The 26,458-nt window shown below is 72.1% G+C and carries 20 protein-coding genes and 2 riboswitches; of the genes, 17 read left to right on the forward strand and 3 right to left on the reverse strand.

Features of this window, described 5'->3' with window-relative positions:
- Positions 1-18: 18 nt before the first annotated feature.
- A riboswitch (glycine riboswitch) is annotated at positions 19-136 on the reverse strand.
- Positions 137-232, reverse strand: a riboswitch (glycine riboswitch). It lies immediately after the preceding riboswitch.
- A 233-nt stretch (positions 233-465) separates the two neighbouring features.
- From AC5677_RS27235 to AC5677_RS27280, 10 genes are all read left to right on the forward strand, one after another.
- Positions 466-1,191, forward strand: a complete 726-nt coding sequence (locus AC5677_RS27235) for an AAA family ATPase (protein WP_497190559.1) — start codon at positions 466-468, stop codon at positions 1,189-1,191.
- Between the two features lie 113 nt (positions 1,192-1,304).
- Positions 1,305-2,195: an enhanced serine sensitivity protein SseB gene (locus AC5677_RS27240; RefSeq protein WP_497196774.1), complete on the forward strand. Its 891-nt coding sequence runs from the start codon at positions 1,305-1,307 to the stop codon at positions 2,193-2,195.
- A gap of 62 nt (positions 2,196-2,257) precedes the next feature.
- The gene (locus AC5677_RS27245) at positions 2,258-3,061 is read left to right on the forward strand and encodes an enhanced serine sensitivity protein SseB C-terminal domain-containing protein (protein WP_497190560.1); all 804 of its coding nucleotides are present in this window, start codon (positions 2,258-2,260) and stop codon (positions 3,059-3,061) included.
- A gap of 418 nt (positions 3,062-3,479) precedes the next feature.
- A complete protein-coding gene (locus AC5677_RS27250) occupies positions 3,480-4,478 on the forward strand; it encodes an ABC transporter permease (RefSeq protein ID WP_497190561.1) in 999 nt (332 codons plus the stop codon).
- An 81-nt stretch (positions 4,479-4,559) separates the two neighbouring features.
- On the forward strand, positions 4,560-6,311 hold the full coding sequence (locus AC5677_RS27255; protein WP_497190562.1) for an ABC transporter substrate-binding protein: 1,752 nt from the start codon (positions 4,560-4,562) through the stop codon (positions 6,309-6,311).
- A 78-nt stretch (positions 6,312-6,389) separates the two neighbouring features.
- Positions 6,390-7,400, forward strand: coding sequence for an ABC transporter permease (locus tag AC5677_RS27260; RefSeq protein ID WP_497190563.1), 1,011 nt, complete (start codon positions 6,390-6,392; stop codon positions 7,398-7,400).
- A gap of 299 nt (positions 7,401-7,699) precedes the next feature.
- Positions 7,700-8,776, forward strand: coding sequence for an ABC transporter ATP-binding protein (locus AC5677_RS27265; RefSeq protein ID WP_497196775.1), 1,077 nt, complete (start codon positions 7,700-7,702; stop codon positions 8,774-8,776).
- Entirely contained in the window at positions 8,773-9,891 is a 1,119-nt protein-coding gene (locus tag AC5677_RS27270; RefSeq protein WP_497190564.1) for an ABC transporter ATP-binding protein, read from the forward strand. Before AC5677_RS27265 ends, AC5677_RS27270 begins: the two co-directional genes overlap by 4 nt.
- Positions 9,892-10,029: 138 nt before the next feature.
- Positions 10,030-11,484, forward strand: coding sequence for a M1 family metallopeptidase (locus AC5677_RS27275; protein ID WP_497190565.1), 1,455 nt, complete (start codon positions 10,030-10,032; stop codon positions 11,482-11,484).
- Positions 11,485-11,650: 166 nt separating this feature from the next.
- The gene (locus tag AC5677_RS27280) at positions 11,651-12,634 is read left to right on the forward strand and encodes an IS481 family transposase (protein ID WP_497190566.1); all 984 of its coding nucleotides are present in this window, start codon (positions 11,651-11,653) and stop codon (positions 12,632-12,634) included.
- An 80-nt stretch (positions 12,635-12,714) separates the two neighbouring features.
- On the opposite strand, the gene AC5677_RS27285 is transcribed toward AC5677_RS27280, so the two are convergent.
- Positions 12,715-13,356 (reverse strand): trimeric intracellular cation channel family protein, encoded by a 642-nt coding sequence (locus tag AC5677_RS27285; protein WP_497190567.1) that lies wholly within the window; start codon positions 13,354-13,356, stop codon positions 12,715-12,717.
- 128 nt (positions 13,357-13,484) lie between these two features.
- On the opposite strand from AC5677_RS27285, the gene AC5677_RS27290 reads away from it, so the two are divergent.
- The 5 genes from AC5677_RS27290 (at position 13,485) to AC5677_RS27310 (ending at position 22,130) form a co-directional block, all read left to right on the forward strand.
- On the forward strand, positions 13,485-14,333 hold the full coding sequence (locus AC5677_RS27290; protein ID WP_497190568.1) for a thioesterase family protein: 849 nt from the start codon (positions 13,485-13,487) through the stop codon (positions 14,331-14,333).
- A 109-nt stretch (positions 14,334-14,442) separates the two neighbouring features.
- Positions 14,443-14,871, forward strand: coding sequence for a CU044_2847 family protein (locus AC5677_RS27295; protein WP_497190569.1), 429 nt, complete (start codon positions 14,443-14,445; stop codon positions 14,869-14,871).
- Positions 14,868-17,063, forward strand: coding sequence for a VMAP-C domain-containing protein (locus tag AC5677_RS27300; RefSeq protein ID WP_497190570.1), 2,196 nt, complete (start codon positions 14,868-14,870; stop codon positions 17,061-17,063). The genes AC5677_RS27295 and AC5677_RS27300 overlap by 4 nt, the downstream gene beginning before the upstream one ends.
- A 67-nt stretch (positions 17,064-17,130) precedes the next feature.
- Positions 17,131-18,153 carry an AAA family ATPase gene (locus AC5677_RS27305; RefSeq protein ID WP_497190571.1) on the forward strand — a complete coding sequence of 341 codons (1,023 nt, stop codon included), beginning with the start codon at positions 17,131-17,133 and terminating at the stop codon, positions 18,151-18,153.
- Positions 18,150-22,130 carry an SAV_2336 N-terminal domain-related protein gene (locus AC5677_RS27310; RefSeq protein WP_497190572.1) on the forward strand — a complete coding sequence of 1,327 codons (3,981 nt, stop codon included), beginning with the start codon at positions 18,150-18,152 and terminating at the stop codon, positions 22,128-22,130. The genes AC5677_RS27305 and AC5677_RS27310 overlap by 4 nt, the downstream gene beginning before the upstream one ends.
- Positions 22,131-22,149: 19 nt before the next feature.
- Here the strand turns inward: AC5677_RS27310 and AC5677_RS27315 are convergent, their stop codons facing one another.
- Positions 22,150-22,992, reverse strand: coding sequence for an alpha/beta fold hydrolase (locus AC5677_RS27315; protein WP_497190573.1), 843 nt, complete (start codon positions 22,990-22,992; stop codon positions 22,150-22,152).
- Between the two features lie 164 nt (positions 22,993-23,156).
- On the opposite strand from AC5677_RS27315, the gene AC5677_RS27320 reads away from it, so the two are divergent.
- Positions 23,157-24,326 carry a cysteine desulfurase family protein gene (locus AC5677_RS27320; protein ID WP_497190574.1) on the forward strand — a complete coding sequence of 390 codons (1,170 nt, stop codon included), beginning with the start codon at positions 23,157-23,159 and terminating at the stop codon, positions 24,324-24,326.
- A gap of 43 nt (positions 24,327-24,369) precedes the next feature.
- Here the strand turns inward: AC5677_RS27320 and AC5677_RS27325 are convergent, their stop codons facing one another.
- Positions 24,370-25,071 carry an N-acetylmuramoyl-L-alanine amidase gene (locus tag AC5677_RS27325; protein ID WP_497190575.1) on the reverse strand — a complete coding sequence of 234 codons (702 nt, stop codon included), beginning with the start codon at positions 25,069-25,071 and terminating at the stop codon, positions 24,370-24,372.
- A 45-nt stretch (positions 25,072-25,116) separates the two neighbouring features.
- Here AC5677_RS27325 and mnmA point away from each other — a divergent pair, with 45 nt between their 5' ends.
- The gene (gene mnmA, locus AC5677_RS27330; RefSeq protein ID WP_497190576.1) at positions 25,117-26,247 is read left to right on the forward strand and encodes a tRNA 2-thiouridine(34) synthase MnmA; all 1,131 of its coding nucleotides are present in this window, start codon (positions 25,117-25,119) and stop codon (positions 26,245-26,247) included.
- Positions 26,248-26,458 lie beyond the last annotated feature (211 nt).

Here is a 26,458-nt window from a genome sequence, read left to right on the forward strand (position 1 = left end):
GGCATGGGTGACAAGACGGTCTCCCCATCTGTCATCGGAACCTGAGAGGTTCACCGGGATCCCGCGAACGGACCCGGTTTGCACCTTGGGTGGAGCCGCCCCCTCAGCCGGGCAGTGGCTCGCTTTTCAGATCTGCCTCGCCCGCGCGGTATAGGGGCCTGAGAGATTCAAGGGAGGACTTGCTCCTTCGGCGCCCCGCCATGGCGGCCGGGGACTCTCCCGCGCGGATTCAAGCGGCCGGTATGCAGTTGGTCGTGCGATGGCTGTGCCCTGGTGAGCAGAGATGCGCACGTGGCGCCGACATCATTGCATGGGAACGCCGGATCGAGGAGGGGCGGCCGTCACCCGGCTCACGAGCAGGACAGATCCGGCATTCGCCTTGATGGGCATTACCGTTTCTTGACACTCTGCGGGGTGGGAACGGTGCCGAACCGGCACCGAACCGGACCGGGAGGGGCGATCACGGTGCACAGTGAAGCCGCATTCGCGACAACGTCAGGGGTCGCTCCCCAGAAGACGGGGGGCGACCCCCAAGGACCGCCGGCGGCCGTCCGCCGCCCCCGGCGCGCGCCCCGGGACGTCGTACGGCCCGGCCGCAGCGCCGACGTCCTGGACCTGCGGGGTCCGGGCGGCCGTCCCGCCGAGCTGCGCTTTCCGGCGGGTGACCTCGTGGTGGTCTCCGGGCTGCCGGGCAGCGGCAAGAGCACCCTGATGCACCGCATCGTGCCGTCGCTGGACGCGCGCGGCGCCGCCGTGCACCGCATCGATTCGCAGGACGTCCGCGAACGCTGGGAGCGCGGCCGGCTGCGCCGGCTGCCGTACGGGGCCTACCGCCCGCTGGTCCGGGCCGCGCACTATCTCGGGCTGCGCCGCGCGCTCCGCTCCGGCGACAGCGCGGTCGTGCACGACTGCGGCACGCTCGCCTGGGTGCGCCGCTGGATCGCCCGGTCGGCCCGGCGGCGCGGCGGCGGGGTGCATCTGGTGCTGCTGGACGTGCCGCCCCAGGTGGCGCTGTCCGGGCAGGAGTCGCGCGGGCGCGGGGTGTCGGGGTACGCCTTCGCGCGGCACCAGGGCGCGGTGGGCGGGCTGGTCGGTGCGGCCGAAACGGGGCGGCCGCCCAAGGGGTTCGGCTCGGTGGTGCTGCTGGACCGGCGGGCGGCCAGCGCGCTGGAGACGGTCGGCTTCGGCTGAGCGTCCGGTGACCTCCGGCCGTCCGGCCGGGCATCCGCCCCGCACGCGCCGCCTCCCACCTCCTCGTCTAGGGTCGTTGGCCTGAAGGCGCGGTGCGGAACGGGTGGATGAAGATGACATTTCCGGAGCAGGGGAACTTTCCGGCGCAGGGCGGCTTTCCGGACCAGGGGGGCTTTCCTGACCAGGGCGGCAGCCCCGGGTACGGGGACTTCCCGGACCAGGGGATACCCCAGCTGTCCTGGCCCGCGAACGAGCTCGAAGAGGTCCTCGGTGCCGCGGCCGGACACCCCGGCGCGGGCGGCCGGATCGTGGAGGTCCTGGGCCGCAGCCGGGTGTGGGTGCCGCTGCCCAACGGCGGCGGCCCGGAGAGCGCAGGCCCCGGTGCCCGTGGACTGGACCTGCCGACGGTCGAGATCGAGGGCGCGGCCTATGTCCCGGTCTTCAGCTCCGAGCAGGAGTTCATGAAGGTCGTCGGGTCGCATATGTCCTTCACCGTCGCCCCGGCCCGGGAGTTCGCCCGCGGGCTGCCGCCGAAGCTGGGGATCGCGGTCAATCCGGACGGCACCATCGGCGTCCCGCTGCCGCCGCCCGCGGTGGCCGAACTGTGCCGGCCGGGCCGCGGCGAAGCGGACGCCGGTCTGCCGGGCGGCGGCCGGGTGCGGCTCTTCGAACCGGACTGGCAGGAAGAGCCGGTGGACTTCCTGGCCGCGGCCGGACTGGAGTTCTCCGGTGTCGGAACTGTCCTGACTGCCCGGCGCGCCCTGGCCAGTGTCGAGGGCGACACGCCCGCGCTGTTCGTCGGAGTGCAGGTCGAGGCCGCCGCCTCCGCGCTGCACGACGGCACCGCCCGCGACGCGGTGCTCAATGCCCTCGGACGTGCGCTCGGGGCCGTGCCGGTGCCCTGGCCCGTGCAGCTGGTGATGCTCGACATCGCCCAGGGCGACCCCGTCGCCGACTGGCTGCTGGAGCGCGTGCGGCCCTTCTTCGCCCGGGACCACTCGTAAGCTGGTTGGATGACGGGCGGGCGCACCCCCACGTGCCCCGCCAATGCGAAGGGACGGACCACGTGAGCGCGGGTGCGCATCAGGGAGCGGCGGCGGCCGGCCAGGTCGAGCAGATGCTGCAGCAGGTCTCGCCCGGTCGCTACGACGCCTATGAGGCGCTGCTGCACGCGCTCGCCGCCGGCCAGGTCTGGATGCTCCTGTGGCAGGGCCGCGCCGGAATGCCCGATGCGCAGTACGGAAACATGGAGGTCGAGGGCCTGGGCTATGCGCCCTGTGTGACCTCCGCCGCCGAACTCGCCGCCTCCGGCTGGAACCGCGACCACGAACTCGTCACCGGCGTGGAGATCGCCGCCTCGCTCTTCCCCGACCGCTGGGGCCTGTGGCTGAATCCGCACGCTCCCGGCGGCGGCGTCGGCATCCCCTGGCTGGATCTGCGCCGTATCGCCGGCGGCCTCGACCGGCTGCCGGCCGGGCCGCTGCGGATCTCCGAACCGGTCATCGACATCCCGCAGTTCTATGCCCTGCTTGCCCAGAATGCCCACCGGACGCCCGCTGTACGGTCGTTGCGCCGGGCCTGGGTGCAACCGGCCCTGGGTGCCCCGTATCTGGCGATCGGGCTGGATCTGTACGACGCCGGGCAGCCGGCGGTGGACTCCGTGCGGCTGATGATTCAGCAGTCGATCGGTGCCGTTCCGGATGGTTTGCCCGTCTCGACGGTCGCCATGAACGACGAGTACGACCCCGTCGCGATGTGGATGCGCGCCTCCACCCGGCCCTTTTTCGACCGCGACGGCTACGGCCAGGCGCCGGGGCAGCCGCCCGCTCCCGCGCCCACCTACGGCTACGGATACCCGCGCCCGTACTGACGTCCATGTCAACACCAGACGCCGCCGTCCGGCGTCGATCTTGGCGTGAATTCGCCCCATGTGCCCTCCTGCTGAGCCCCTCTCACGTGGGCATTCGCTCCGCTCAGCCACTACTTCCGTCCGTATAACGGAACACCGCGAGCCACATCACAGTTGCGCATCCATTCACCGCGAGGACTGGTGAGTGATCGCGAATCGGATGAAGACTCCGGCAACAGAGAGCTTCGGCTCTTTGTACGACCGACCATCCCAGTCGGCGTCGCGCGAATCCTCCGCACTTCCCACGGACGTACTTTCGCGATGCCCGATGGACCTGCTCGGCCGCCCCATCGCGGCCGTTGCACCACTGATGTGAACCAGGCCGCTACCGCGGCGGGCGTGGGCCGACCACCGTCGGCCGAGAGGGGTCAAAGGCACCGTGACCGCACCGATCGAGACCACCGGGGCGGCTGCTGAGGCGCAGCCGGAAGCGGTGCTGCAAGGCGTGGAGAGCAAGCGCATCGAAGGGCGCTCGCTCGGCCAGATCGCGCTGCTGCGCTTCAAGCGCGACAAGGTCGCGGTGGCGGGCGCCATCGTTGTCATCCTGCTCGTCGTCCTCGCCGCGCTCTCCCGCCCGCTCCAGGCCCTGCTCGGCCTCGACCCGGACAGCCCCCACCAGAACCTCATCGACCCGAACACCACGCTGCCCAAGGGCGACTTCGGCGGAATGAGCGGGGATCACCCTCTGGGCGTGGACCCCAAGTTCGGCCGGGACCTGCTCGCCCGCATCATCGAGGGCTCCTGGGTCTCGCTGATCGTGGCCTTCGGCGCGACGCTGCTGTCCGTCGCCATCGGCACCGTCCTCGGCGTGGTCGCCGGCTTCTACCGCGGCCGGGTGGACGCCTTCATCAGCCGCATGATGGACGTCTTCCTCGCCTTCCCGCTGCTGCTGTTCGCCATCGCCATCTCCGCCTCCCTCCAGGGCGGCGCGTTCGGCCTGGAGGGCCTGCCGCTGCACATCTCCGTCCTGATCTTCGTGATCGGCTTCTTCAACTGGCCGTACATGGGACGGATCGTGCGGGCGCAGACGCTGTCGCTGCGGGAGCGGGAATTCGTGGACGCCGCCCGCGGTATGGGTGCCCGCGGGCCGTTCATCCTCTTCCGGGAACTGCTGCCCAACCTGGTGGGCCCGATCACCGTCTACTCGACGCTGCTGATCCCCTCCAACATCCTCTTCGAGGCGGCGCTGAGCTTCCTTGGCGTCGGCATCCAGCCGCCCCAGGCGTCCTGGGGCGGCATGCTCAACCAGGCGGTCAAGTACTACGAGGTCGACCCCCAGTACATGCTCGTCCCCGGCCTCGCGATCTTCGTCACCGTGCTGGCGTTCAACCTGCTCGGTGACGGCCTGAGGGACGCACTGGACCCGCGCAGCCGCTGATTTCTTCCGGCATTCGCCCAGACGCCTCAACCGCATTTCGAAGTGCTGAGTTTTCGACGAACGAAGGGGATACCGACCACGATGCGAAGGTCAGTTCCGGTCGCGGCTATCGCGGCCATCACCAGTGCCGGCCTGCTGCTGGCCGGCTGCAGCGGGGGCAAGGGCTCCGACAGCGGCGACAGCAAGGCGAACGCCGCGACCACGGGCGTCGTCAACGCCTCGGACGAGAAGGGCGGCACGGTCAACTACGCGATCAGCGACGCCCTCGAGTCGTTCGACCCGGGCAACACGTACTACGCCTTCATCTACAACTTCAGCCGGCTCTACGCGCGCCCGCTCACCACCTTCAAGCCGGGCCCCGGCGCCAAGGGCAATGAGCTGGCCCCGGACCTCGCCGAGTCGATGGGCAAGTCCTCCGACGGCGCCAAGACCTGGACGTACAAGATCCGCAAGGGTCTGAAGTACGACGACGGCCAGCCGATCACCTCGCAGGACGTCAAGTACGCGGTCGAGCGCAGCAACTTCGCGCGCGACACCCTCTCGCTGGGCCCGAACTACTTCCAGCAGTTCCTCAAGGACAACGACGGCGGCTACAAGGGTCCGTACAAGGACAAGAGCAAGGCCGGTCTGAAGTCCATCGAGACCCCCGACGACCACACCATCGTCTTCCACCTCAAGAAGCCGTTCGCGGAGTTCGACTACCTGGTCAGCGCCCCGCAGACCGCGCCGGTCCCGCAGGCCAAGGACAAGGGCGCGGACTACACCAAGTCCGTGGTCTCCTCCGGCTCGTACAAGTTCCAGAGCTACGAGGAGGGCAAGCAGGTCACCCTCGTACGCAACCCGAACTGGTCCGCCAAGACCGACCCGCTGCGCAAGCAGCTGCCGGACAAGATCGTCCTGAACATGAAGGTCGCCCAGTCGACCATCGACAAGGACCTTCAGTCCGGCAACACCCACGTCGACCTGGCCGGCCGCGGCGTCGACGGTCAGACGCAGGCCCAGCTCCTGACCGACCCCAAGGAGAAGGCCAACACCGACAACGCGCTCGGTCAGCGTCTCGTCTACACGGCGATCAACACCCAGGTGAAGCCGTTCGACAACATCGAGTGCCGTAAGGCCGTCGAGTACGCGATCGACAAGAAGGCCGTACAGACCTCGCTCGGCGGCCCGATACGCGGCGAGATCGCCTCCACGGTCCTGCCGACCGACCTCGACGGCTACCAGAAGTTCGACCTGTACCCGCAGAAGTACAGCGGCGACAAGCTCGACCTGACCGAGGCCAAGAAGCACTGGGACAAGTGCGGCGCCGGCAAGATCGACACCACCATCCTGGCGCGCAACGACCGCCAGGACGAGGTGGACGGGGCGACCTCGGTCATCGAGTCGCTCAAGAAGATCGGCATCAACGCCAAGATCCAGAGCTACCCGACGAGCAAGTACTTCTCGGACTACGCGGGTGTGCCGAAGTTCAACAAGAAGAACAACGTCGGCCTGATCATGATGCAGTGGGGCTCGGACTTCCCGACCGGCTACGGCTACCTGCAGCAGATCCTCAACGGCAAGGCGATCAGCCAGTCCGGTAACGCCAACCTCTCCGAGCTGGACGACCCGGCGATCAACAAGATGCTCGACAGCGCCATTGCCAACCCGGACAAGGCGGCTCGCGAGAAGGCGTACGGCGAGATCGACAAGAAGACGATGGAGCAGGCAGTGATCGTCCCGATCACCTACTTCAAGGTCCTGATGTACCGCTCGCCCAAGGCCACCAACCTTGTGTCCACCTCGGCCTTCAGCGGCGAGTACGACTACCTCAACATCGGCGTCAAGAAGTAGCAGCCCTGGAAGGCAGGTGAAGGCATTGGTGTCCGCGGGCCGGTTCCGGCCGGCCCGCGGCGCCGACGCCGCATCCCCGTGTTCTCGTACATCATCCGCAGGTTGATCAGCGCAGCGATCCTGCTGCTGATCGTCAGCGCGGTCACCTTCGGCATCTTCTTCCTGCTGCCGAAATTGGCCGGGCAGACCACCGACCAGCTTGCCCAGCAGTACATCGGAAAGGCCCCCACGGCCGCGGACATCGCCGCGGTGAAGAAGAATCTCGGCCTGGACAAGCCCGTGTACGAGCAGTACTGGGAGTTCATCAAGGGCATCTTCGTCGGCGTCGACTACAAATTCGGTCCGGAAGCGGCCAAGTGCCATGTGCCGTGCTTCGGTTACTCCTTCAAAACGCATATCGAGGTGTGGCCGGAGATCCAGTCCCGCCTCCCGGTGACGCTGTCGCTGGCCGCCGGCGCGGCCGTGCTGTGGGTCGTCTCCGGTGTCGCCACCGGTGTGCTCTCCGCGCTGCGTCCCGGTTCGCTCTTCGACCGGCTGGCCATGACCGTCGCGCTGGCCGGCGTCTCGCTCCCCATGTTCTTCACCGGCGCCCTGGCGCTGGCCCTGTTCACCTACCAGTGGCCGATCTTCGAACGCAGCGACTACGTGCCGCTGATGGAGGATCCCTTCCTGTGGGCGCGCACCCTGGTGCTCCCGTGGGTGACCCTGGCATTCCTCTACTCCGCGCTCTACGCCCGGCTCACCAGAGCGGGCATGCTCGAAACGCTGAGCGAGGACTACATCCGCACGGCCCGCGCCAAGGGCCTGCACGAGCGCAAGGTCGTCGTACGGCACGGCCTGCGGGCCGCGCTCACCCCGATCATCACGGTCTTCGGCATGGACCTGGGCCTGCTGCTCGGCGGCGCGCTGATCACCGAACAGGTCTTCTCGCTCAAGGGAGTCGGCGCCTTCGCGGTAGAGGCGATCAACGCCAACGACCTCCCGAACATTCTCGGCGTCACCCTGCTCGCCGCGTTCTTCATCGTCATTTGCAACCTGGTGGTGGACATTCTGTACGCCGCCGTCGACCCGCGGGTGAGGCTCTCGTGACCGACTCCTCCGAGGACAAGAACGCGACGGCGGAAGCCGCCGGGACGGCTGAGAAGCAGCCGGAGGCCGCCAAGCCGGAGAACCAGCCGGAGGCCAAGCCGGAGAAGCAGCCGGACGCCCAGGCCGAGAAGGCCGCGGCCGAGCCGCAGAAGGCCGAGGACGCCGAGAAGGCCGAGGACGCTGCGGACGCCGTGAAGGCTGAGAAGACCGGGGACGCCGAGAAGGCCGAGGACGCCGACGGCGCCGAGAAGGCCGACGCCGAGAGCCTCACCGAGCCTGCCGCGAAGGCCGAGCCCGTCGTGAAGGCCGAGCCCGCCGCCCCCGCCACGCCCCAAAAGGCCTCCGCCTTCCTCGAAGTGCGCGACCTCAAGGTGCACTTCCCCACCGACGACGGCCTGGTGAAATCCGTCGACGGGCTGACCTTCAGCCTGGAGAAGGGCAAGACGCTCGGCATCGTCGGCGAGTCCGGCTCCGGCAAGTCCGTGACCTCGCTCGCCGTCATGGGGCTGCACCGCGCCTCGCGACGGCAGCGCAGCAAGGTGACGATGTCCGGCGAGATCTGGCTGGACGGCAAGGAGCTGGTCGGCGCCGACCCCGACGAGGTGCGCCGGCTGCGCGGCCGCCAGATGGCGATGATCTTCCAGGATCCGCTGTCCGCGCTGCACCCCTTCTACTCGGTCGGCAAGCAGATCGTGGAGGCCTACCGCGTCCACAACGACGTCGACAAGAAGACCGCGCGCAAGCGGGCCATCGAGATGCTCGACCGGGTCGGCATCCCGCAGCCGGACAAGCGGGTGGACGACCATCCGCACCAGTTCTCCGGCGGGATGCGCCAGCGCGCCATGATCGCGATGGCGCTGGTCAACAACCCGGAGCTGCTGATCGCCGACGAGCCGACCACCGCCCTGGACGTCACCGTCCAGGCGCAGATCCTGGACCTGATCCGCGATCTGCAGAAGGAGTTCGGCTCGGCGGTCATCATCATCACCCACGACCTGGGCGTGGTGGCCGAGCTGGCCGACGACCTGCTGGTGATGTACGGCGGCCGGTGTGTGGAGCGGGGTCCCGCGGAAAAGGTGTTCTCCGCGCCGCAGCACCCGTACACCTGGGGCCTGCTGGGCTCCATGCCGCGCATCGACCGTGACCAGACCGACCGGCTGATCCCGGTCAAGGGCTCGCCGCCCAGCCTGATCAACGTGCCGTCCGGCTGTGCCTTCAACCCCCGTTGCCCGTACGCGGATGTCCCCAAGGACAACCTCACCCGCACGGTGCGCCCCGAACTGCGCCAGGTCGACGGCGGGCACTTCTCCGCCTGCCACATGGCGCCGGAGGAGCGGGAGCGTATCTGGACCGAAGAGATTGCGCCGAAGCTGTGACCGAGACGACTGACGAGCAGAACAAGAAGATCCCGCGCCAGAAGGATCTCCGGAAGGAGACCCCGAAGGAGACGGAGCCCCCGGCGCAGAAGTCCCCGGAGGCCGAGCCCCTGCTGCGGGTCCGCGGCCTGGTCCGTCACTTCCCGATCACCAAGGGCCTCCTCAAGCGCCAGGTCGGGGCCGTACAGGCGGTCGACGGCATCGACTTCGACGTGCGGCCCGGGGAGACGCTCGGCGTCGTCGGCGAGTCCGGCTGCGGAAAGTCGACGATGGGCCGGCTGATCACCCGGCTCGACGAGCCGACCGGGGGCTCCATCGAGTTCCAGGGCACGGACATCACGCATCTGTCCCCGGGCAGGCTGCGTCCGATGCGCCGCGACGTCCAGATGATCTTCCAGGACCCGTACGGTTCGCTGAACCCGCGGCACACCATCGGCGGCATCGTCTCCACCCCCTTCCGCCTCCAGGGCATCGAGCCCGAGGGCGGCGTGAAGAAGGAGGTGCAGCGGCTGCTGGAGCTGGTGGGCCTGAGCCCGGAGCACTACAACCGCTATCCGCACGAGTTCTCCGGCGGCCAGCGCCAGCGCATCGGCATCGCCCGCGCGCTGGCGCTCAAGCCGAAGCTGGTGGTGGCCGACGAGCCGGTCTCGGCCCTCGACGTCTCCATCCAGGCGCAGGTCGTCAACCTCATGGACGATCTCCAGGAGGAGCTGGGCCTGACGTACGTCATCATCGCCCACGACCTCTCGGTCATCCGCCATGTCTCGGACCGGATCGCGGTCATGTACCTCGGCAAGATCGTGGAGCTCGGCGACCGCAAGTCGCTCTACGACGCGCCGATGCACCCGTACACCAAGGCCCTGATGTCCGCCGTGCCGGTGCCCGACCCCAAGCGGCGCACCCAGCGCGACCGGATCCTGCTCAAGGGCGACGTGCCCTCGCCGATCAACCCGCCCTCCGGCTGCCGGTTCCGTACCCGCTGCTGGAAGGCGACCGAGGAGTGCACCACCACCGAGCCGCCGCTGGTCGCGCTGCGGACGGGGCATCAGGTGGCCTGCCACCACCCGGAGAACGCGCCGGCGGAGCGGGCGAGCGCCGAAAAGGGCACCAACTGAGCTGTAACTGCTGAGGAATTGGCAAAGTCCTGGGCAAAGCGGGGCGGGAGGGTGCAGAGTCGGCACGGTTGTTCAATCATCCGTGTGTTCGAACGGTCCTGTTCAAAGGCCCGATTCGAAGGTCCGAAGGGACGGCTCATGGCTCTCTCCCGCTCCGCCCGTCACGCTTCCCGCTGGCTCGCCCTCGCCACGGCGGTGGCCTCCGCCGCCACCATCGCCGCCGCACCGGCCACCGCGTCCGCACCCCCCGCCTCGCCCGGCGCCCCCGGAGTCGGCGACCCGTACTTCCCCGATCTGGGCAACGGCGGCTTCGACGCCCTGCATTACGACCTCGGTGTCAGCTACGACCCCGACAGCGGCCTCCTGGAAGGCCGTACGACCATCAAGGCCAAGGCCACCGGGAACCTGAGCGCCTTCGACCTCGACCTCCAGAAGCTGAGGGTGGAGTCGGTCAAGGTGAACGGCAAGAAGGCGGCCTTCACCAGATCCGGCGACGAACTCACCGTCACCCCCGCCTCCCACCTGCGCAAGGGCCAGCGGTTCAGCGTCTCCGTCACCTATGCCGGCATACCCGAGGCACTCAGCGGCCCCATCGTCTTCGGCTCCGACTACGGCTGGATGAAGACCAAGGACGGCGTCTTCGTCGCCTGCGAGCCCAACGCCGCCTCGACGTGGTTCCCCTCCAGCGACCACCCCGGCGACAAGGCCACCTACGACATCCGCATCGACGCCCCCAAGGGCCTGACCGGCGTCTCCAACGGCCGGCTGATCAGCTCCGGCGAGGCGCACGGCCGCTCCTACGCCCACTGGCGCGAGAGCCGCCCGATGGCGACGTACCTGGCCACCGCCACCATCGGAAAGTTCGATGTCCGGACGGGCACCACCCCCGGCGGCACCCCGATCTACGTCGCCACCGACCCGACCCTGCCCACCGGCAATGTCGATGTCTACGGCATCACCGCCGAGGCCACCGACTACTGGTCCAAGGTCTTCGGCCCGTACCCCTTCGAGGAGACCGGCGCGGTCGTCGACGACATGCCGCAGGCGGGCTTCTCGCTGGAGGTGCAGTCCAAGCCGGTGTACTCGGCCGTACGCAACGAGACCACCATCGTCCACGAGCTGGCGCACCAGTGGTTCGGCGACTCGGTGTCCGTCAAGCAGTGGAAGAACATCTGGCTCAACGAGGGCTTCGCCAGCTACGCGCAGTGGCTGTGGGACGAGCACCGGGGCACCAGGAGCGCCCATGACGCCTTCCGCAAGCAGTACGCCTCCGTCCCCGCGGACGACGCCTTCTGGAAGATCAAGGTCGGCGATCCGCAGCGGGACACCATGTTCGCGAACGCGGTCTACAAGCGGGGCGCGATGACGCTGCAGGCGCTGCGCGAACGGATCGGCGACAAGGCGTTCTTCAAGCTGCTGCCGGCCTGGACCTCCGCGCACCGCTACGGCAACGCGGAGACGTCCCAGTTCATCGCGCTCGCCGAGAAGATCTCCGGCCAGCAGCTGGACGATCTGTTCCACACCTGGCTCTACACAGACAGCCGTCCGGCCCTGCCCGGCGCCAAGGCTGACGCCAAGTCCGGCGCCAAGTGAGCCCCCGGGAATAGCCTCCGCCCCCGTCACGTTGTGGCCCCGAAGGGGGCGCCGGCATCCCCTAGGTGTATTGATCACGAGCGTTGTTAACGGTCGCTGGGCTTGATCATGGCGAAGACCTCCGGTGTGGTGGAGGTGTCTAGGACTACACCGTACGGAGGTCTTCGTGTCCCACCGTAACGCCCGGCTGACCGTCTTCGGCAGGCGGCTGCTGGTCGAACGTGTCCGCTCCGGCCGCCCTGTGGCTCATGTGGCGGCTGAAATGGGCGTATCCCGGCCCACCGCGCACAAGTGGGTCCGACGCTGGCGAGCCGAAGGCGAGGCGGGCCTGCACGACCGCTCCAGCAGACCTCGCACCACCCCGCACCGCACAGGGTCCGAGACCGAAGCCCGCGTCTGCGAACTGCGGCAGAGCCGCAAGCTGGGACCTGCCCGCATCGGACCGGTCCTGGGCCTGCCGGCTTCCACCGTGCACCGCATCCTCACGCGCCACGGACTGCACCGCCTGGCCTGGCTGGACCGGCCCACCGGCCGGCCGGTAAGGCGTTACGAGCGGGCCCGGCCGGGCGAGCTGGTCCACGTCGACATCAAGAAGCTGGGCAACATCCCCGACGGAGGCGGATGGCGCACGGTCGGCAGAGAAACCGGCGACCGCAACCGCCAGGCCACCACCGACCAGCGCAGAAGCTGTAAACCGGTGATCGGCTACAGCTACATCCACTCCGCCGTCGACGACCACTCCCGCCTGGCCTACAGCGAAGTCCTCACCGACGAACGCAAAGAGACCGCCGCAGGCTTCTGGCAGCGGGCCCATGCCTTCTTCACCGCCCACGACATCACCGTCGAACGGGTCCTGACCGACAACGGCCCCTGCTACAAGTCCAGGCACTTCACCCGCACCCTCACCGCCGCGGGCATCGCCCACAAACGCATCCGCCCCTACCGCCCACAGACCAACGGCAAGGTCGAACGCTTCAACCGCACCCTGCTCGACGAATGGGCATACCTACAGCCCTACACCAGCAACACCCAACGCACCGAAGCCCTGACAGACTTCCTCCACACCTACAACCACCACCGATGCCACACCGCACTGGACGGGAAACCACCCATCAGCCGCGTGAACAACGCTGCGGGTCAATACACCTAGGGAATCCGTTCGGCCGCCCCCTAGTGGACGCCCGGCCGGTCCGGTGGGCACGCCGCCCGTCGAGTGGGCGCCCCGCCCGACTAGTCGGCGTCCCGCCCCTCGTCCTTGCCGCCGCGTCCGGCGAGCTGCTGGGGCCGTGGCAGATGGACGCCGAAGTACACCGCGCCCATCCGCAGCGCGAAGACCACCCCCGCCGAGACCGCGGCGGCGGGGGTGGCCCCCACCCCGAGGCGGTCCAGCGCCAGATAGCAGCAGGCGCCCGCCAGGGCGGCGATCGCGTACACGTCCTCGCGCAGCAGCAGCGGCGGGAACTCCCCGCACAGCACATCGCGGATGACCTCGCCGGCGACCCCGGTCAGCACGGCCAGGATGACCACGGCAAGCGGTGTGACGCCCGACTCGATGGCCGCACGGGCGCCGATCACGGTGACCACGGACAGCCCGACCGCGTCCACGACCAGCAGCGATTTATGCGGCAGCTGCCAGAACCGCAGATAGATCATGGTCCCGACGCCGACGCAGATGATCAGCGTGAGCAGTACCCAGTCGTGCGTCCACACCGGATTCCGATTGAGGATCGTGTCCCGCAGCGTGCCGCCGGAGATCGACGCGGCGAAGGCGAGGACCAGGCCGCCGAAGGGGTCCATGTTGGCCCGGTAGGCGGCCAGCACCCCGCTCGCGGCGAAGGCGGCCACGCCGACCAGGTAGAGCGCATGCAGCATGGCGGCATCATCGCAGGCGCGGACCGACGGCCTCCGCTTAGGTGTTCCCTTTGTGCCCCCACCGTGCTCGTTCCGACGCTTGAAATTGACACTACCGGTCGGTAACTTTTCGGTGTAGCGTTCCGGGCATGGCAACGGTGACCATTGGTAACAGCGAGTTCGACCGCGATACGGCGGTCACGCGCCGCGCGCCCGGCGTCTACGACGCGCACCTCTCCGCCGGCTGGACGATCATCCAGGCGGTCAACGGCGGCTATCTGCTCGCCCTGATGGGCCGCGCCCTGGGCGACGCCCTCCCGCACCCCGACCCCTTCTCGGTCACCGCCCACTACCTGACGGCCTCCGTCCCCGGCCCCGCCGTCATCCGTACCGAGGTGGTCCGCACCGGCCGCACGATGTCGACCGGCACCGCCAGCCTCGTGCAGTTCACCGAGGACGGCACCGAGGTCGAGCGGCTGCGCGTGCTCGCCGCGTACGGAGACCTGGACGCCCTCCCCGACGACGTCCGCACGACCGCCAAGCCGCCGGCCATCCCCCCGTACGAACACTGCCTGGGCGCCGACAGCGCCCCCGGCGGCCGCCCGGCCATCGCCGGCAGTACGGCCATCACCGACCGCCTGGCCCTCCGCCTCGACCCGACCACCGCCGGCTGGGCCGTCGGCGCGCCCTCCGGCAAGGGGGAGATGCGCGCCTGGTTCGGCCTCGCCGACGGCCGCGACCCCGACCCGCTCTCCCTTCTGCTGACCGTCGACGCCCTCCCGCCCACCGCCTTCGAGATCGGTCTGTCCGGCTGGGTCCCCACCGTCGAACTCACCGCCCACATCCGCCGGCGCCCGGCCCCGGGCCCGCTGCGCGTCTCCATCACCACCCGTAACCTCGCGGGCGGCTTCCTGGAGGAGGACGCCGAGGTCTGGGACTCCGCGGACCGACTGGTGGCCCAGTCACGGCAGTTGGCGCGCACCGTGCTGCACACCTGAGGCGGTGCCGCGGCGGCGTCCTTTTCCCAGGTGGCTCCGGGTGCGGATGCGGAAAGTGTGACGTGAAAGTGCGCGCGGTGAGCGTGCGGCTCATGTCAGACTGGCCGATATGGGGGACGTGGCGCTCAAGATGGATGACGGGACCGTCGTATGGCTGCGGGCCGAGGAGCCGCCGGCCGGGCAGTCCGCCGCGGTGCCGGACCAAGCGCCCGCCCCCGACGGTGAATTGGAACTGCCCGAGGCCTTCGGGTCCGCCGCGCCGGTCAGCGTGGACAGCCGGATGAGCCGCGCGCTGACCCGCGGCGGCGAGACCCTGGAAGAGGCCCTGCGCCCGCTCGGCGGCGTCCTCGCCCAGATCCACCGCTCAATCTCCGGCGGCAGCCACCGCCCCGACGAGGTCACCGTGGAGTTCGGCGTCACGCTCGGCTCCGATCTGCGCCTGGGCGTCTTCTCCGGCAAGGGCGACGCGAGCTTCAAGGTCTCCGCCAAATGGAACCTCGGCGCCGGCGCGGGTGACCCCGGGGGGACCACGCCGTGATCCCCGGCGCCGGTCCGGACACCCCGCTCCAGCTGTCCTTCGCCTCCGTACGGGACGGCGCCAGGGCCGTCGGGGCGGGCGTGCTGGTCGCCGAGCGACTCGTCCTGACCTGCGCCCATGTGGTCAACAGCGCCCTGGGCAGGGGGCGGTTCACCCAGGACACGCCCGGTCACGGCGACACGGTCACGCTCCGGCTGCCCCATGTCGCCGCCGACCGGGACCTGTCCGCCCGGGTCGTACGGGAGATGTGGGTGCCGCCGCGGGCCAGGGCGGCCGGGCGCGATCCGGTCGAGCCGGGGCGGGTGCCCTACCACGGTGATCTCGCCGTACTGGAGCTGACGGACGCCCCGCCCGAGGGCGCCGAGCCCGCACCGTTCCTCCAGCACAACTACGCGGGCGAGGTCATCGCCTTATGGGCCAGCGGCAATCCGCTGCCCACGGTCCGCGCCGTGCCCCGGGTGTCCGCACCGCCCTGGATCGCGCTGGACGTGCTCGGCGGCGCCCAGGTCACCGAGGGCTTCAGCGGCGGGCCGCTGTGGGACCGCGAACGCCAGGCCGTGGTCGGGCTGGTCGCGGCCGTGCACCGCGCGCCCGAGGCCGCCGCCCCCGGGGCGCAGCCACCGACGATGTACGCCATCAGCGTCCCGGCCATCGAGGCCGAACTCCCCGCGCTGCCGCCCTCGGCGGTGCCCACCGCCCGGCGCGGGGTGCAGCAGCTGCTCACCGCGCTGGAACGGGTCCTCAACGGCCGCGAGGCGGTCCTGGCCTGCGAGGAACGCCTTGCCGCCCGGCTCGGCAGACCCTCGGCGGGCCCGGCGGCCGACCTGGACCGCCTCGTCGGCCTGGCGACGAGCGTCCGCCGCGGCCTGCCCGAACTCCTCGATCTCGTAAGGGACTACGAGCCGCCGGTGGCCGCCACCCCCTATGACCCCCACGCACCCCATCTTCGGCCGTCCCGCTACGACACCCGCCAGGACTGGGAACGGCTGCGCCGCGCCGCCCGTACGGTCCGCCCCGGCGAGTATCTGACCACCCGTCAGCGCCGCGACCTCGCCGGGCTGCTCGCCCACTGCACCCGCACGGACCCCCGCACCCTCCTGGAACGCGTCCTGCCGCACGCCCCGGAGCTGCCCGCCGTCACGGGCCTCGCCGATGCCATGGACGCACTCGAAGGCTTCGGCGCCGCCACCGGCGCGCCCGTACCGCCGCTGCTGCAAGGGGTGGTCCGGATCGGCGTCGAGGAGCGGGCGGCCGGTCCCTATCCCGCCGAGGACCTGGACGCCTGGGTCGAGCGGGTGGCCGCCCGGTCGGGGGTGGACGAGGCGGCGGTCAGCCAGTTCCGCGCCGATGTCGAGGCCGCCGCCGCTCCCGTCCGCACGGCCTTCCCCGGCCTCCCCGCGGTCGTCGTCCCCGCGCCCGCCGCCCTCGCCCCGCGCGTCCAGGTGGAGCTGCTGCCCACCCCCACCGGCCGTCGCTTCACGTACCAGATCTGGACCTTCGCCGACGGCCAGTCGCACCGGCTCGCGCTGGTGAGGGACACCGAGACGGACAGCGAGCAGGTGGTCGACGACATCCGCCGAGTGCTGCGCACCGAGGTCCGGGAGGACCCGGAGACCGCCCTCGTCGAGTACTTCCTGCCGTCCGCCTGGCTCGGCCTGGACGTCGACTCCTGGGAATCGCCCGACAGCGACGAGGACGGCCCGTTCGCGCCCGGCATCACCCGCCGCGTGGTGGTCCGGACGGCCGAACGCTCACGGGAGAGCTACGCCGGCTGGAAACAGCGCACCGCCGCCCTCCCGCACGCCAAACGCCTCGTCCTCGACGACCGGCACACCGACCGCAAGGTCGCCCGCGCCCAGCTGGAGGTCCACCGCGACGCCGGGACGGTGATCGTCTGCTGCGCACCGCACCACCACGGCACGCTGCTGCGGCAGTGCGTCCAGGCGGGCGTGCACACCGTGCTGTGGCACCGCGCCGAGCACGGCGAGCACATCGCTCAGGACCTGCTGGCCCTGGTCGACGGCACGGACCACACCGAGGTCCCCGAGGTCGTGCGCCTGGAGCGGGCCAAGGCGATGGCCGAGCCCGAGAGCGCCGGCCACCACGGCCGTAGGCTGTCCCTGCTCTACGACGCACCCGACCACCGTCCCCCGCAACTCGCCCCCGACGCCTGGGTGCTGACCCAGCCCTGACCGTCGGCCCGGCGGGCCCCCTGCCAACAACGCCTGTGTGTGCAGCAATCGACGAGGAGAACGTGCGGTGACCGGACAGAGCGCAGCCGGCGCATACGACGACCCGGCGGCGGAGCCCGAGGACTGGTGGGTCTTCCGCGGCCCGTCGGACCTGCCCGCCCCGCCGCCCTGGCGGTGTTTTCCGGGGTCCCCGGCCACCCGTACCCCGGCACCCCGCGCCCCGTACCTCCTGGAGCGCAACGAGATCTCCGTCGTCAACGCCGCCCTGCATCTGCACCGCCCGCTGCTGGTCACCGGCCGCCCCGGCGCCGGCAAGAGCTCGCTGGCCCGCGCCGTGGCCGAGGAGCTGGGCCTGGGTGACGTCCTGCGCTGGTCGGTCAACAGCCGCTCCACGCTGCAGGACGCCCTCTACCGCTACGACGCCGTGGGCCGGCTCCGCGAGGCCTCGCTGCGCCGCGAGCGGGAGGCGCCGCGCGGCTCCGGCCGCCGCCCCCGCGCCCGGCGCGCCGCCGCGTCCGGCGACATCGGCCAGTATCTGCGCCTCGGCCCGCTGGGCACGGCCCTGGCGGCCGACCGTCCCCGTGTGCTGCTCGTCGACGAGCTCGACAAGGCCGATATCGACCTGCCCAACGACCTCCTGGTCGTTCTGGAGGAGGGCGAGTTCGAGATCCCGGAGCTGGCCCGGCTGCCCGAACACCAGCAGGAGGTACCGGTCCTGCTGAGCGGCAGCCGCGAGCGGGTGACGGTCCACCGCGGGGTGGTCCGCTGCGGCCACTTCCCGATCGTCATCATGACCAGCAACGGCGAACGGGACTTCCCGCCCGCCTTCATGCGCCGCTGCGTACGGCTGGACCTGCCCGAACCGACCGGCGACCGGCTGCGCAAGATCATCGAACACAACCTGGGGGAGCGGGCGGTCGCCGCCGCCGAGGACCTCATCGAGGTCTTCCACCAGCGCTCCAAGACCCAGACCCTGGCCACCGACCAGCTCCTGGCCGCCGTCCATCTGCGCATCAGCGGCGCCGACCTCACCAAGGAAGAGCTGCTCGCCGCCGTGCTGCACCGCCTCGACGAGCCGCTGTCGCCATGATCGACCGACTACGGCAGGCGATGTCGGCCGCCGGTTACGACCTCGGGGCCACCGAACTCCTCGATGTCCTGTGGCTGGCGCGGGTGATCGAGGGGCACGCCGCGCCGCAGGAAGCCGGGCCCGGCGCGGACGCCACCGAGGCGGACCACGCGGGGACGGGCCGCGACGGCGAGGCGGCGGCGGACCCGGCCGCGGTGGCGGGGGAGTCCCCGGAGCCCCTCACCGAGCCGTCGGATGCGCCCGCGGACGGACCCGGGCCCGCCGGACCCGGTGAGTCCGCGGAGCCGTCATCCGCAGCGCCCGACCCCGACGGAGCCGATGACGCCGCCGAGCCGGTCACCCCCGACGGCCCGTCCCGCCGCGCCCTGTACGCCATGGGCAGCCAGGGCGGCCGGCCGGGCGCGGAGCGGGCCCGCCCCGCCCGCGTCCCCGGCGGGCGCGCACTGCCCGACGCCCAGCAGCTGGGCCGCGCGCTGCGCCCGCTGCGCCGCTCCCGTGACCATCCGCACCGCACCGTCACCGACGTCGAGGCCACCGTCCGGCTCGCCGCCGAGACCGGCTTCCTCGATGTCGTCTCCCGCCCGGACCAGGAACGCCGCTGGTCGGCCGTGCTGCTGGTGGACTCCTCGCCGTCGCTGCAGGTGTGGGGCCCGCTCGCCGCCGAACTGCGCGCACTCCTCACCCGCAGTACGGTCTTCCGCTCCGTCGAGGTCCATGCCATCGACCCCCAGGACCCGGCCGCCTCGCTGTCCGCCCGGCGGGCCACCGCGCGGGCGTCGATGACCTTCCTCCTCACCGACGGTACGAGCCCCGGCTGGCGCGGCCCGGAGGCCGTACGGGCGCTGACCGCCTGGGGCCGCGGCGGCCCGGTGGCCGTACTGAATCCGCTGCCCCGGCGGCTGTGGCGCGGCACCGCCCTCGATGCCCGGCCCCGGCTCCTGGCCGCACCGGGCGAGTTCGACCCCGTGGGGCGCCTCATCGTCTGCGACGCGCTCAGCGGTGAGCGCGACCCGGACGCGGACGGCCTCCTCGCGCTGCCCGTCCTCCACCCCACCGCCTCCGCCCTGGAGCAGTGGGCAGGGCTGGTCACCCGCCCCGGCGTTCCGCATCTGATCGAAACGGCGCTGCTGGACGGGGCGCCGCTGCCCGTCCCGCCGCCCCGGCCGCACGGCACCGCCGAGGAGTTGCTCACGCACTTCCGGGGCGCCTTCTCGCCCGAGGCGTACCGCCTCGCCGTCCGGCTCTCCGCGATCCGTCCCCTGACCACCCCCCTGATGCAGCTGGTGCGCGCCGCCACGATGCGCGACGCGGGTCCCACCCATGTCGCGGAGATCCTGCTCGGCGGCCTCCTGGAACGCACCGACCGGGCCCCGGACGCGGCCGCCGCACGCACCCTGGACCGCGCCCTGGGCCCGCCGCCACCGGGCCAACCGGCCGAGCCCGTCTACGACTTCCGCCCCGGCGTGCGCGAGCTGCTGTTCAGCGGCCTCGGCGCCGAAGCGGCCGTGGAAGTCGTCGAGGCGGTCGGCCGCTCCCTGGAGCCGTACATGGGGCGGCTGCCGGACTTCCCGGTCCTGATGGGGGACGCGGAGGGGGAGCTGCGGCTGCATGCGTCGGCGCGGGCGTTCGCGGTGCTGGCCAGTCCGGTGCTGGAGCGGATGGGGGGCGCGGTGCCGGAGGAGCCGCCGGCCGCGCCGGAGCGCACCGTGCCGCCGCCGCGCCGTGCGGAGGCCGGGAGCCACCGCCCGCCGGCCGAGGACGGGACCGAGGAGGGCACGGGCGACGGCGCCGCGGCCCTGCCGCCCGCCCCCGAGCACTTCTTCGGCCGCGAGCAGGAGATCGCGGAACTGACGGCGGCCCTGCGCAGCGGGGACGCGGAGCGGCCGTGCTGGGCCGTCCACGGGCCCTCCGGGGCGGGCAAGACGGCGCTGGCGCTGCGGGTCGCCCACGAGGTGGCCGGTGACTTCCCCGACGGGGCGCTGTTCGTCGAAATGCGGGAGGCCGGTCCCGAACGGTGGGCGCACTGCGCCGCGTTGGCCGCCCGGCGGCGGGTCCTGCTCGTCCTGGACGACGTGGGCGACGACGAGGAGGAGCTCACCGCACTGCTGCGGCACCCGGGCCCCTGGTCCGGCGCGGTGCTGCTCACCGCCCGGCGCCGCCCGGCGCCCGACGGCCTGACCGGCGCCCTCGCGCTGCAGCGGCTGCCGGCGACCGAGGCGTACGCCGCGCTGCCCGAGCATCTGCTGCTCCAGTGGCTCGACGCGCAGCTCGGCCCCGCGGCGCGGCGCGCCTTCGTGCTGCTGGCCGTACCGGAGGGCGGCGGGCTGCCGCTCCCGGCCGTCGCCGCGCTGCTGGCCACGACACCGAAGCAGGCGCGCACCCACCTCTACGAGCTGCGGACGGCCGGGGCGGTGGAGAAGACGGCCCGCGGCCACTACCGCCACGCCGGCACCCTCCGTTCCTTCGCCGAGGGGATCGCCGAGCGCGAGCTGCCCCGGGAGCAGCGCGAGCGGGCGCTGTCCCGGCTGCTGGACCTGTACCTGGCCATGGGCCACCGGCTGCACGCGACCCGTTACCCGACGGAGCGCTGGCCCGCGCGGCTCACCCGGGCGTCCGCCCCGTCCCTGCCCAGGGCGACGGACGCGACCCCGGCGCTCGCCGCCTGGGCGGAGGAGACCCCCCTTCTCCTGGCGCTGGTGCGTCAGGTGGCGGCGCGGGCCCCGCGGCTCGTCCGGCCCGCCGCCGATCTGTTGCTGCTCGCCCGGGTGACGGCGGACACGGGGGCGCTCTCCGCGGCGTACGAAGCGGCCGCGCACGCGGTGGCGGCGCGGGCGGCCCGGGAGGGCGACGGCCTGGCGGAGGGCCGGGCGCGCGTCGCGCTGGCCGAGACGTACACCGCCCTGGGCAAGTTCGCCGAGGCCGAGCCGCAGGCCCGGCGGGCCGAGGACCTCGCGCGGCGTTCCGGCGATTCCGTCGCCCGCCTCCGCGCCGGGTACGCGCGCGGCATCACCGCCCTCCACCAGCGGCGGTACGACGCGGCCGAACGGCATCTGACCACGGCCTGGGAGGGCTGGCGCGACCAGCGGGACGAGCCGGGGGAGGCCGGCGCGCTGGCCGCGCTGGCGCGGCTGTGGGCGGCGACCGGCAACGGCGGCGAGGCGGTGCTCTTCGCCGAGCGGAGCGTGGACCTCGTCCGCCGGACGGGCGACGGCCGGTCGCGCCTGGCGCACAGCCTGTACGCCCTCGCCACGGCGCTGTCGTCGGCCGGCCGGCACACCGAGGCGCTGCGCGCGGCGTACGAGGCGCTGCCCCTCTTCGAGGAGGACCGCCAGCGGCTCTGGGCGGCCCGGGTCCGTACCCGGACGGCCGAGGCGATGGCCGGGCTGGTCCGGCCCGCCGAGGCCGCGTCCGCCGCCCAGGACGCGGCGAAGCGGCTGATGGTGCCGGGCGGCGAGCGGTGGCGGGCCGATGCGCTGGCCGTCTGGGGGCACGCCGAGAACGCCCTGGGCCGCCGGCAGGGCGCCGGTGTGCACTGGCGGGACGCGCTCGCCGTCCTTGAGGAGTTCGGCGCCCCCGAGGCCGACCACGTCCGGGCCCTGCTGCGGAAGGGGGCCGAACCGGCGGCGTTCGGTCCGCGCGGGCCGGGTGTCTCGCGCAGCGCGGCCAGGGCGGCCACCGGCACGCTGCTGCGCGATACGGCGGCGGCCGTCGGCATCCTCCGCGACCGGCTGCGGATGGCCTTTGCGGGGCGCCCCCAGGATCCGGGCACCCTGCGGACCCTGGCCGCCCTGGAGGCCGAACTCGCCGCCGAGCTGGGCGCTTTCGGACGGGCGGGCCGCCCCACACGGGACGCCCTCGCGCGCCTGCGCGCCGCGCTGGAGGACGCGGTCCCGGCCCCGGTGTCCGGAGGGCCGGCGGACGAGATGCACGCCGCGGCGCGCACCGTCCGTGCCCTCGCCCGCGCCCTCGCCCCGTAACCGCCCGCCCCGCCCGCCGCTACCCGCCCGACGCCACGAACTCCGCCAGCTCCGCGGTGAGTTCGGCGGGCGCGTCCTCCTGCACCAGATGCCCCGCGCCCTCGATGAGGCGCAGCCGGGCCCCCGGGACCAGGGCGGCCAGCTCCCGCCCCTTGGCGGCCGGGATCCAGGTGTCCTGCGCGCCCCAGTACACCGCCACCGGCAGCGCGAGCTGCCCGTACTGGCCCTGTATCCCGTCGGTGAAGCGCTGGTCGTTCTGCTCGATCTGGCGGTAGAAGGCGGGCCGCCCCTCGTCCGTGCACCAGGGCGCGACCAGCCGGTCGAGGACGTCGGGGTGGAGCCCGCGATGGCTCGCCGAGGCGATGTACTCGCGCACCAGCGCCCGGTGCAGGTCCGCCGGCAGCTGCGCGAAGACCTCGGAGTGCGCGCCCAGCAGCCGGTACGTGGGCGAACCCCAGGGCGCCAGCGCCACCGGGTCGACCAGCGCCAGCGGCGCGTAGCGCGCCCCGTGCAGCAGATGCGCCCGCAGCGCGACGCAGCCGCCGAAGTCGTGCGCCACCACGGCCGGCCGGTCCAGCCCCCAGTGGGCCAGCAGCTCCCCGAACACCCGCGCCTGCGCACCGAGCGACACGTCCTGCCCGTCCCGCATCTCCGAGGCGCCGTAGCCCGGCATGTCCCAGACGAACACCCGGTGCCGCGCCGCGAGGGCGCGCGCGGGCCCCCGCCAGACGTACGAGGAGAACGGCGTCCCGTGCAGCAGCACCACCGCCGGTGCCGCCGGCCGTTCCTCCCCGAGGACGGCCCAGCGCACCTCGTCGCCCGACGCGGTGCGGAACGTACGGTCCAGAAGCCACTGTGTCATGAGTGTCAGGCTAGACACTCCTTACGGACGCGTCCATGGGGGCGACGGGCCCGAACGGGAGCGGGCGCCCCGGTCGCCTCCCCGGCCGACGGCGCACGGCGCATCCGCGCGCCCGACATGCGCCCCCGGGTCCCCGCGCGCCTCCTCGTAGAATCGTGCGCACCATGGTTTACCTCGACCACGCCGCCACCACTCCGATGCTCCCGGAGGCGGTGCAGGCGATGACCGCCCAGCTGACCGTCACCGGCAACGCGTCGTCCCTGCACGCCGCCGGCCGCCGGGCCCGGCGCACCGTTGAGGAGGCGCGGGAATCCCTCGCCGCCTCGCTCGGCGCGCGCCCGAGCGAAGTCGTCTTCACGGGGGGCGGCACCGAGGCCGACAACCTCGCGGTCAAGGGCCTGTACTGGTCCCGCCGGGCCGCCGATCCGGCGCGTACCCGCGTCCTGGCCAGCCCCGTCGAGCACCACGCCGTCCTGGACGCGGTGGACTGGCTCGCCGAGCACGAGGGCGCCACCATCGACTGGCTGCCGGTCGACAGCTACGGCCGGGTGCACGCCGACGCGCTGCGCGAGGCCATCGCCCGCAACCCCGCCGATGTCGCGCTCGCCACCGTCATGTGGGCCAACAACGAGATCGGCACCATTCAGCCCGTCCGTGAACTCGCCGCTGTGGCAAGGGAGTTCGACATCCCGCTGCATGCGGACGCGGTGCAGGCGTTCGGCCAGCTGGACATCGACTTCGCCGCCTCCGGGCTCGCCGCGATGACCGTCTCCGGTCACAAGATCGGCGGCCCGTACGGCATCGGCGCGCTGCTCCTGGGCCGCGCCTACGCGCCCGTGCCCGTACTGCACGGCGGCGGCCAGGAGCGTCAGGTGCGCTCCGGCACCCTCGACACCCCCGCGATCGCCGCCTTCGCCGCGGCGGGCCGCCATGCCGTCGCACACCGCGAGGAGTTCGCCCGCGACATCGGCGCCCTCCGTGACGACCTGATCAAGGCCGTGCGCGCGGCCGCCCCCGACGCCGTCCTCGGCGGCGACCCCGACCCCGCGGGCCGGCTCCCCGCCAACGCCCACTTCTCCTTCCCCGGCTGCGAAGGCGACTCGCTCCTCCTGCTCCTGGACGCCCGGGGCATCGAATGCTCCACGGGCTCCGCCTGCACCGCCGGCGTCGCCCAGCCCAGCCACGTCCTGCTGGCCGCCGGCATGTCCCCGGACCTCGCCCGCGGCACGCTGCGCTTCTCGCTCGGCCACACCTCCACCGCGGAGGACGTGGCGGCGCTGGCGGAGGCCATCGGCCCGGTGGTGGAACGGGCCCGCAGCGCCGGCCTGAGCTGAGGCGGTTCCGCGCCGGGCCCCGGGCGGCCCGGCGCCGGCCCGCTCAGGTCTGCGCCGCCGCCTCCCGCTTGCGCACCTCGGTCACCACGAGCCCGATGTACCGGTCCCAGTCCCAGTGCGGCCCGGGATCGGTGTGATCCGTCCCCGGCACCTCCACATGGCCGACGATGTGCTCCCGGTCGGCCGGGAACCCGTAGCGATGGCATATCCGGGCCGTCAGCCGCGCCGACGACGTGTACATGGCATCCGTGAACGACTCCGGCCGGTCCACGAACCCCTCGTGCTCGATCCCGACGCTCCGCTCGTTGTAGCCCCGGTTTCCCGCGTGGAACGCCACGTCCAGCTCGCGCACCGTCTGCGCGATATGGCCGTCCTTGCGTACGACGTAGTGCGCCGCGGCCTCGTGCCCCGGGTCCTGGAACACCTTCAGCGCGGTCGCGAAGCTCCCCTGGACGACATGCACCACCACCCGGTCGATCCCGTAATCCGCCGGCCGGTCCGCCGTCCGGTAATTCTCCGGGGACGCCTCGACCCACTGCGCGCCCCGATAGTCGACGGCGCCCGCCTTCCGCGGCCGGACGTTCCCCGGCAGCCGCCACCACCAGTGAGACAGCTCACCCGTGGCCGCCAGCGCCGCCGTCCCCGCAGCCACCACCCCCGCACCCCCGATCCACAACGCCCGCCGCCGCGTCACGCCCGGCAGCTTCCCGTCCCCGCGCTCCCCGCTCTTGGCCATGCCCCGCATAACGCTTTCCCCGCCGCCGACAGTTCCGCTTACCCTGGACTGGCTATGACTGATGACGCCCCCCGCCGCCTCCGCGTACTCGCCGCCATGTCCGGCGGCGTCGACTCCGCCGTCGCCGCGGCCCGCGCCGCCGAGGCCGGCCACGACGTGACCGGCGTGCATCTCGCGCTTTCCGAGAACCCGAAGTCGTTCCGCACGGGCGCGCGCGGCTGCTGCACCATCGAGGACTCCCACGATGCGCGCCGCGCCGCCGACGTCATCGGCATCCCCTTCTACGTCTGGGACCTCGCCGAGCGCTTCCGCGAGGACGTCGTCGACGACTTCATCGCCGAGTACGAGGCCGGGCGCACGCCCAACCCCTGCCTGCGCTGCAACGAAAAGATCAAGTTCGCGGCCCTGCTGGACAAGGCCCTCGCGCTCGGCTTCGATGCCGTCTGCACCGGCCACTACGCCACGGTGGTCCGCCGCGAGGACGGCAGCCGCGAGCTGCACCGCGCCTCCGACATAGCCAAGGACCAGTCCTACGTCCTCGGCGTCCTCGACGACCGCCAGCTGGCGCACGCCATGTTCCCGCTCGGCGACACCCTCACCACCAAGGCCGAGATCCGCGAAGAGGCCGCCCGCCGTGGCCTGTTCGTCGCCAAGAAGCCGGACAGCCACGACATCTGCTTCATCGCCGACGGCGACACCCAGGGCTTCCTCGCCAAGCGCCTGGGCGCGGCCCCGGGCGACATCGTCGACGAGTCCGGCACGGTCCTCGGCACCCACGAGGGCGCCTACGGCTACACCATCGGCCAGCGCAAGGGCCTGCGCATCGGCCACCCGGCCCCCGACGGCAAGCCGCGCTACGTCCTGGACATCTCCCCGGTCACCAACACCGTGACGGTCGGCCCCGCCGCCTCCCTCGACGTCACGGCCCTGACCGCCATCCGCCCCCGCTGGTGCGGCCGTCCCCCCACGGCCGGCCCCGCCACGTACACCGCCCAGCTCCGCGCCCACGGCGGCGAAACCGAGGTCACCGCGGATCTGGTCGACGGCACCGAGCTCCGCGTCAAGTTCACGGAGCCGGTACGGGGCGTCGCCCCCGGTCAGGCGATCGTCCTCTACGACGGGACCCGCGTGGTCGGCTCGGCGACGATCGCGACCACGGAGCGGCGGGCTCGGGCGGAGGCGTAGGGCGGGGGCGGTCACTGCTCGGGTCCTTACCGCGCAGCCCTGACCGCTCAGCTCTCACCGCGCAGCCCTCGTCGCTCAGTTCCCACCACCTGCATCCGTTCCGGCGGCATCCCGTGTGACCTGCGGGGGCGCGGAGGCGCGACGCCGGATCTGACAAATGTCATGGATAAGTCGGGACGGGAGCGACTGTTGCCGGGCGAGGCCGTGGACG

It is taken from the genome of Streptomyces sp. JLSY215, from assembly GCF_059682825.1.

Coding starts and splice junctions, on each gene's coding strand:
- AC5677_RS27240 (WP_497196774.1), top strand. CDS start 1,305: ATGACATTTCCGGAGCAGGGGAACTTTCCGGCGCAGGGCGGCTTTCCG.
- AC5677_RS27255 (WP_497190562.1), top strand. CDS start 4,560: ATGCGAAGGTCAGTTCCGGTCGCGGCTATCGCGGCCATCACCAGTGCC.
- AC5677_RS27275 (WP_497190565.1), top strand. CDS start 10,030: ATGGCTCTCTCCCGCTCCGCCCGTCACGCTTCCCGCTGGCTCGCCCTC.
- AC5677_RS27285 (WP_497190567.1), bottom strand. CDS start 13,356: ATGCTGCATGCGCTCTACCTGGTCGGCGTGGCCGCCTTCGCCGCGAGC.
- AC5677_RS27290 (WP_497190568.1), top strand. CDS start 13,485: ATGGCAACGGTGACCATTGGTAACAGCGAGTTCGACCGCGATACGGCG.
- AC5677_RS27295 (WP_497190569.1), top strand. CDS start 14,443: ATGGGGGACGTGGCGCTCAAGATGGATGACGGGACCGTCGTATGGCTG.
- AC5677_RS27310 (WP_497190572.1), top strand. CDS start 18,150: ATGATCGACCGACTACGGCAGGCGATGTCGGCCGCCGGTTACGACCTC.
- AC5677_RS27315 (WP_497190573.1), bottom strand. CDS start 22,992: ATGACACAGTGGCTTCTGGACCGTACGTTCCGCACCGCGTCGGGCGAC.
- AC5677_RS27320 (WP_497190574.1), top strand. CDS start 23,157: ATGGTTTACCTCGACCACGCCGCCACCACTCCGATGCTCCCGGAGGCG.
- AC5677_RS27325 (WP_497190575.1), bottom strand. CDS start 25,071: ATGCGGGGCATGGCCAAGAGCGGGGAGCGCGGGGACGGGAAGCTGCCG.
- mnmA (WP_497190576.1), top strand. CDS start 25,117: ATGACTGATGACGCCCCCCGCCGCCTCCGCGTACTCGCCGCCATGTCC.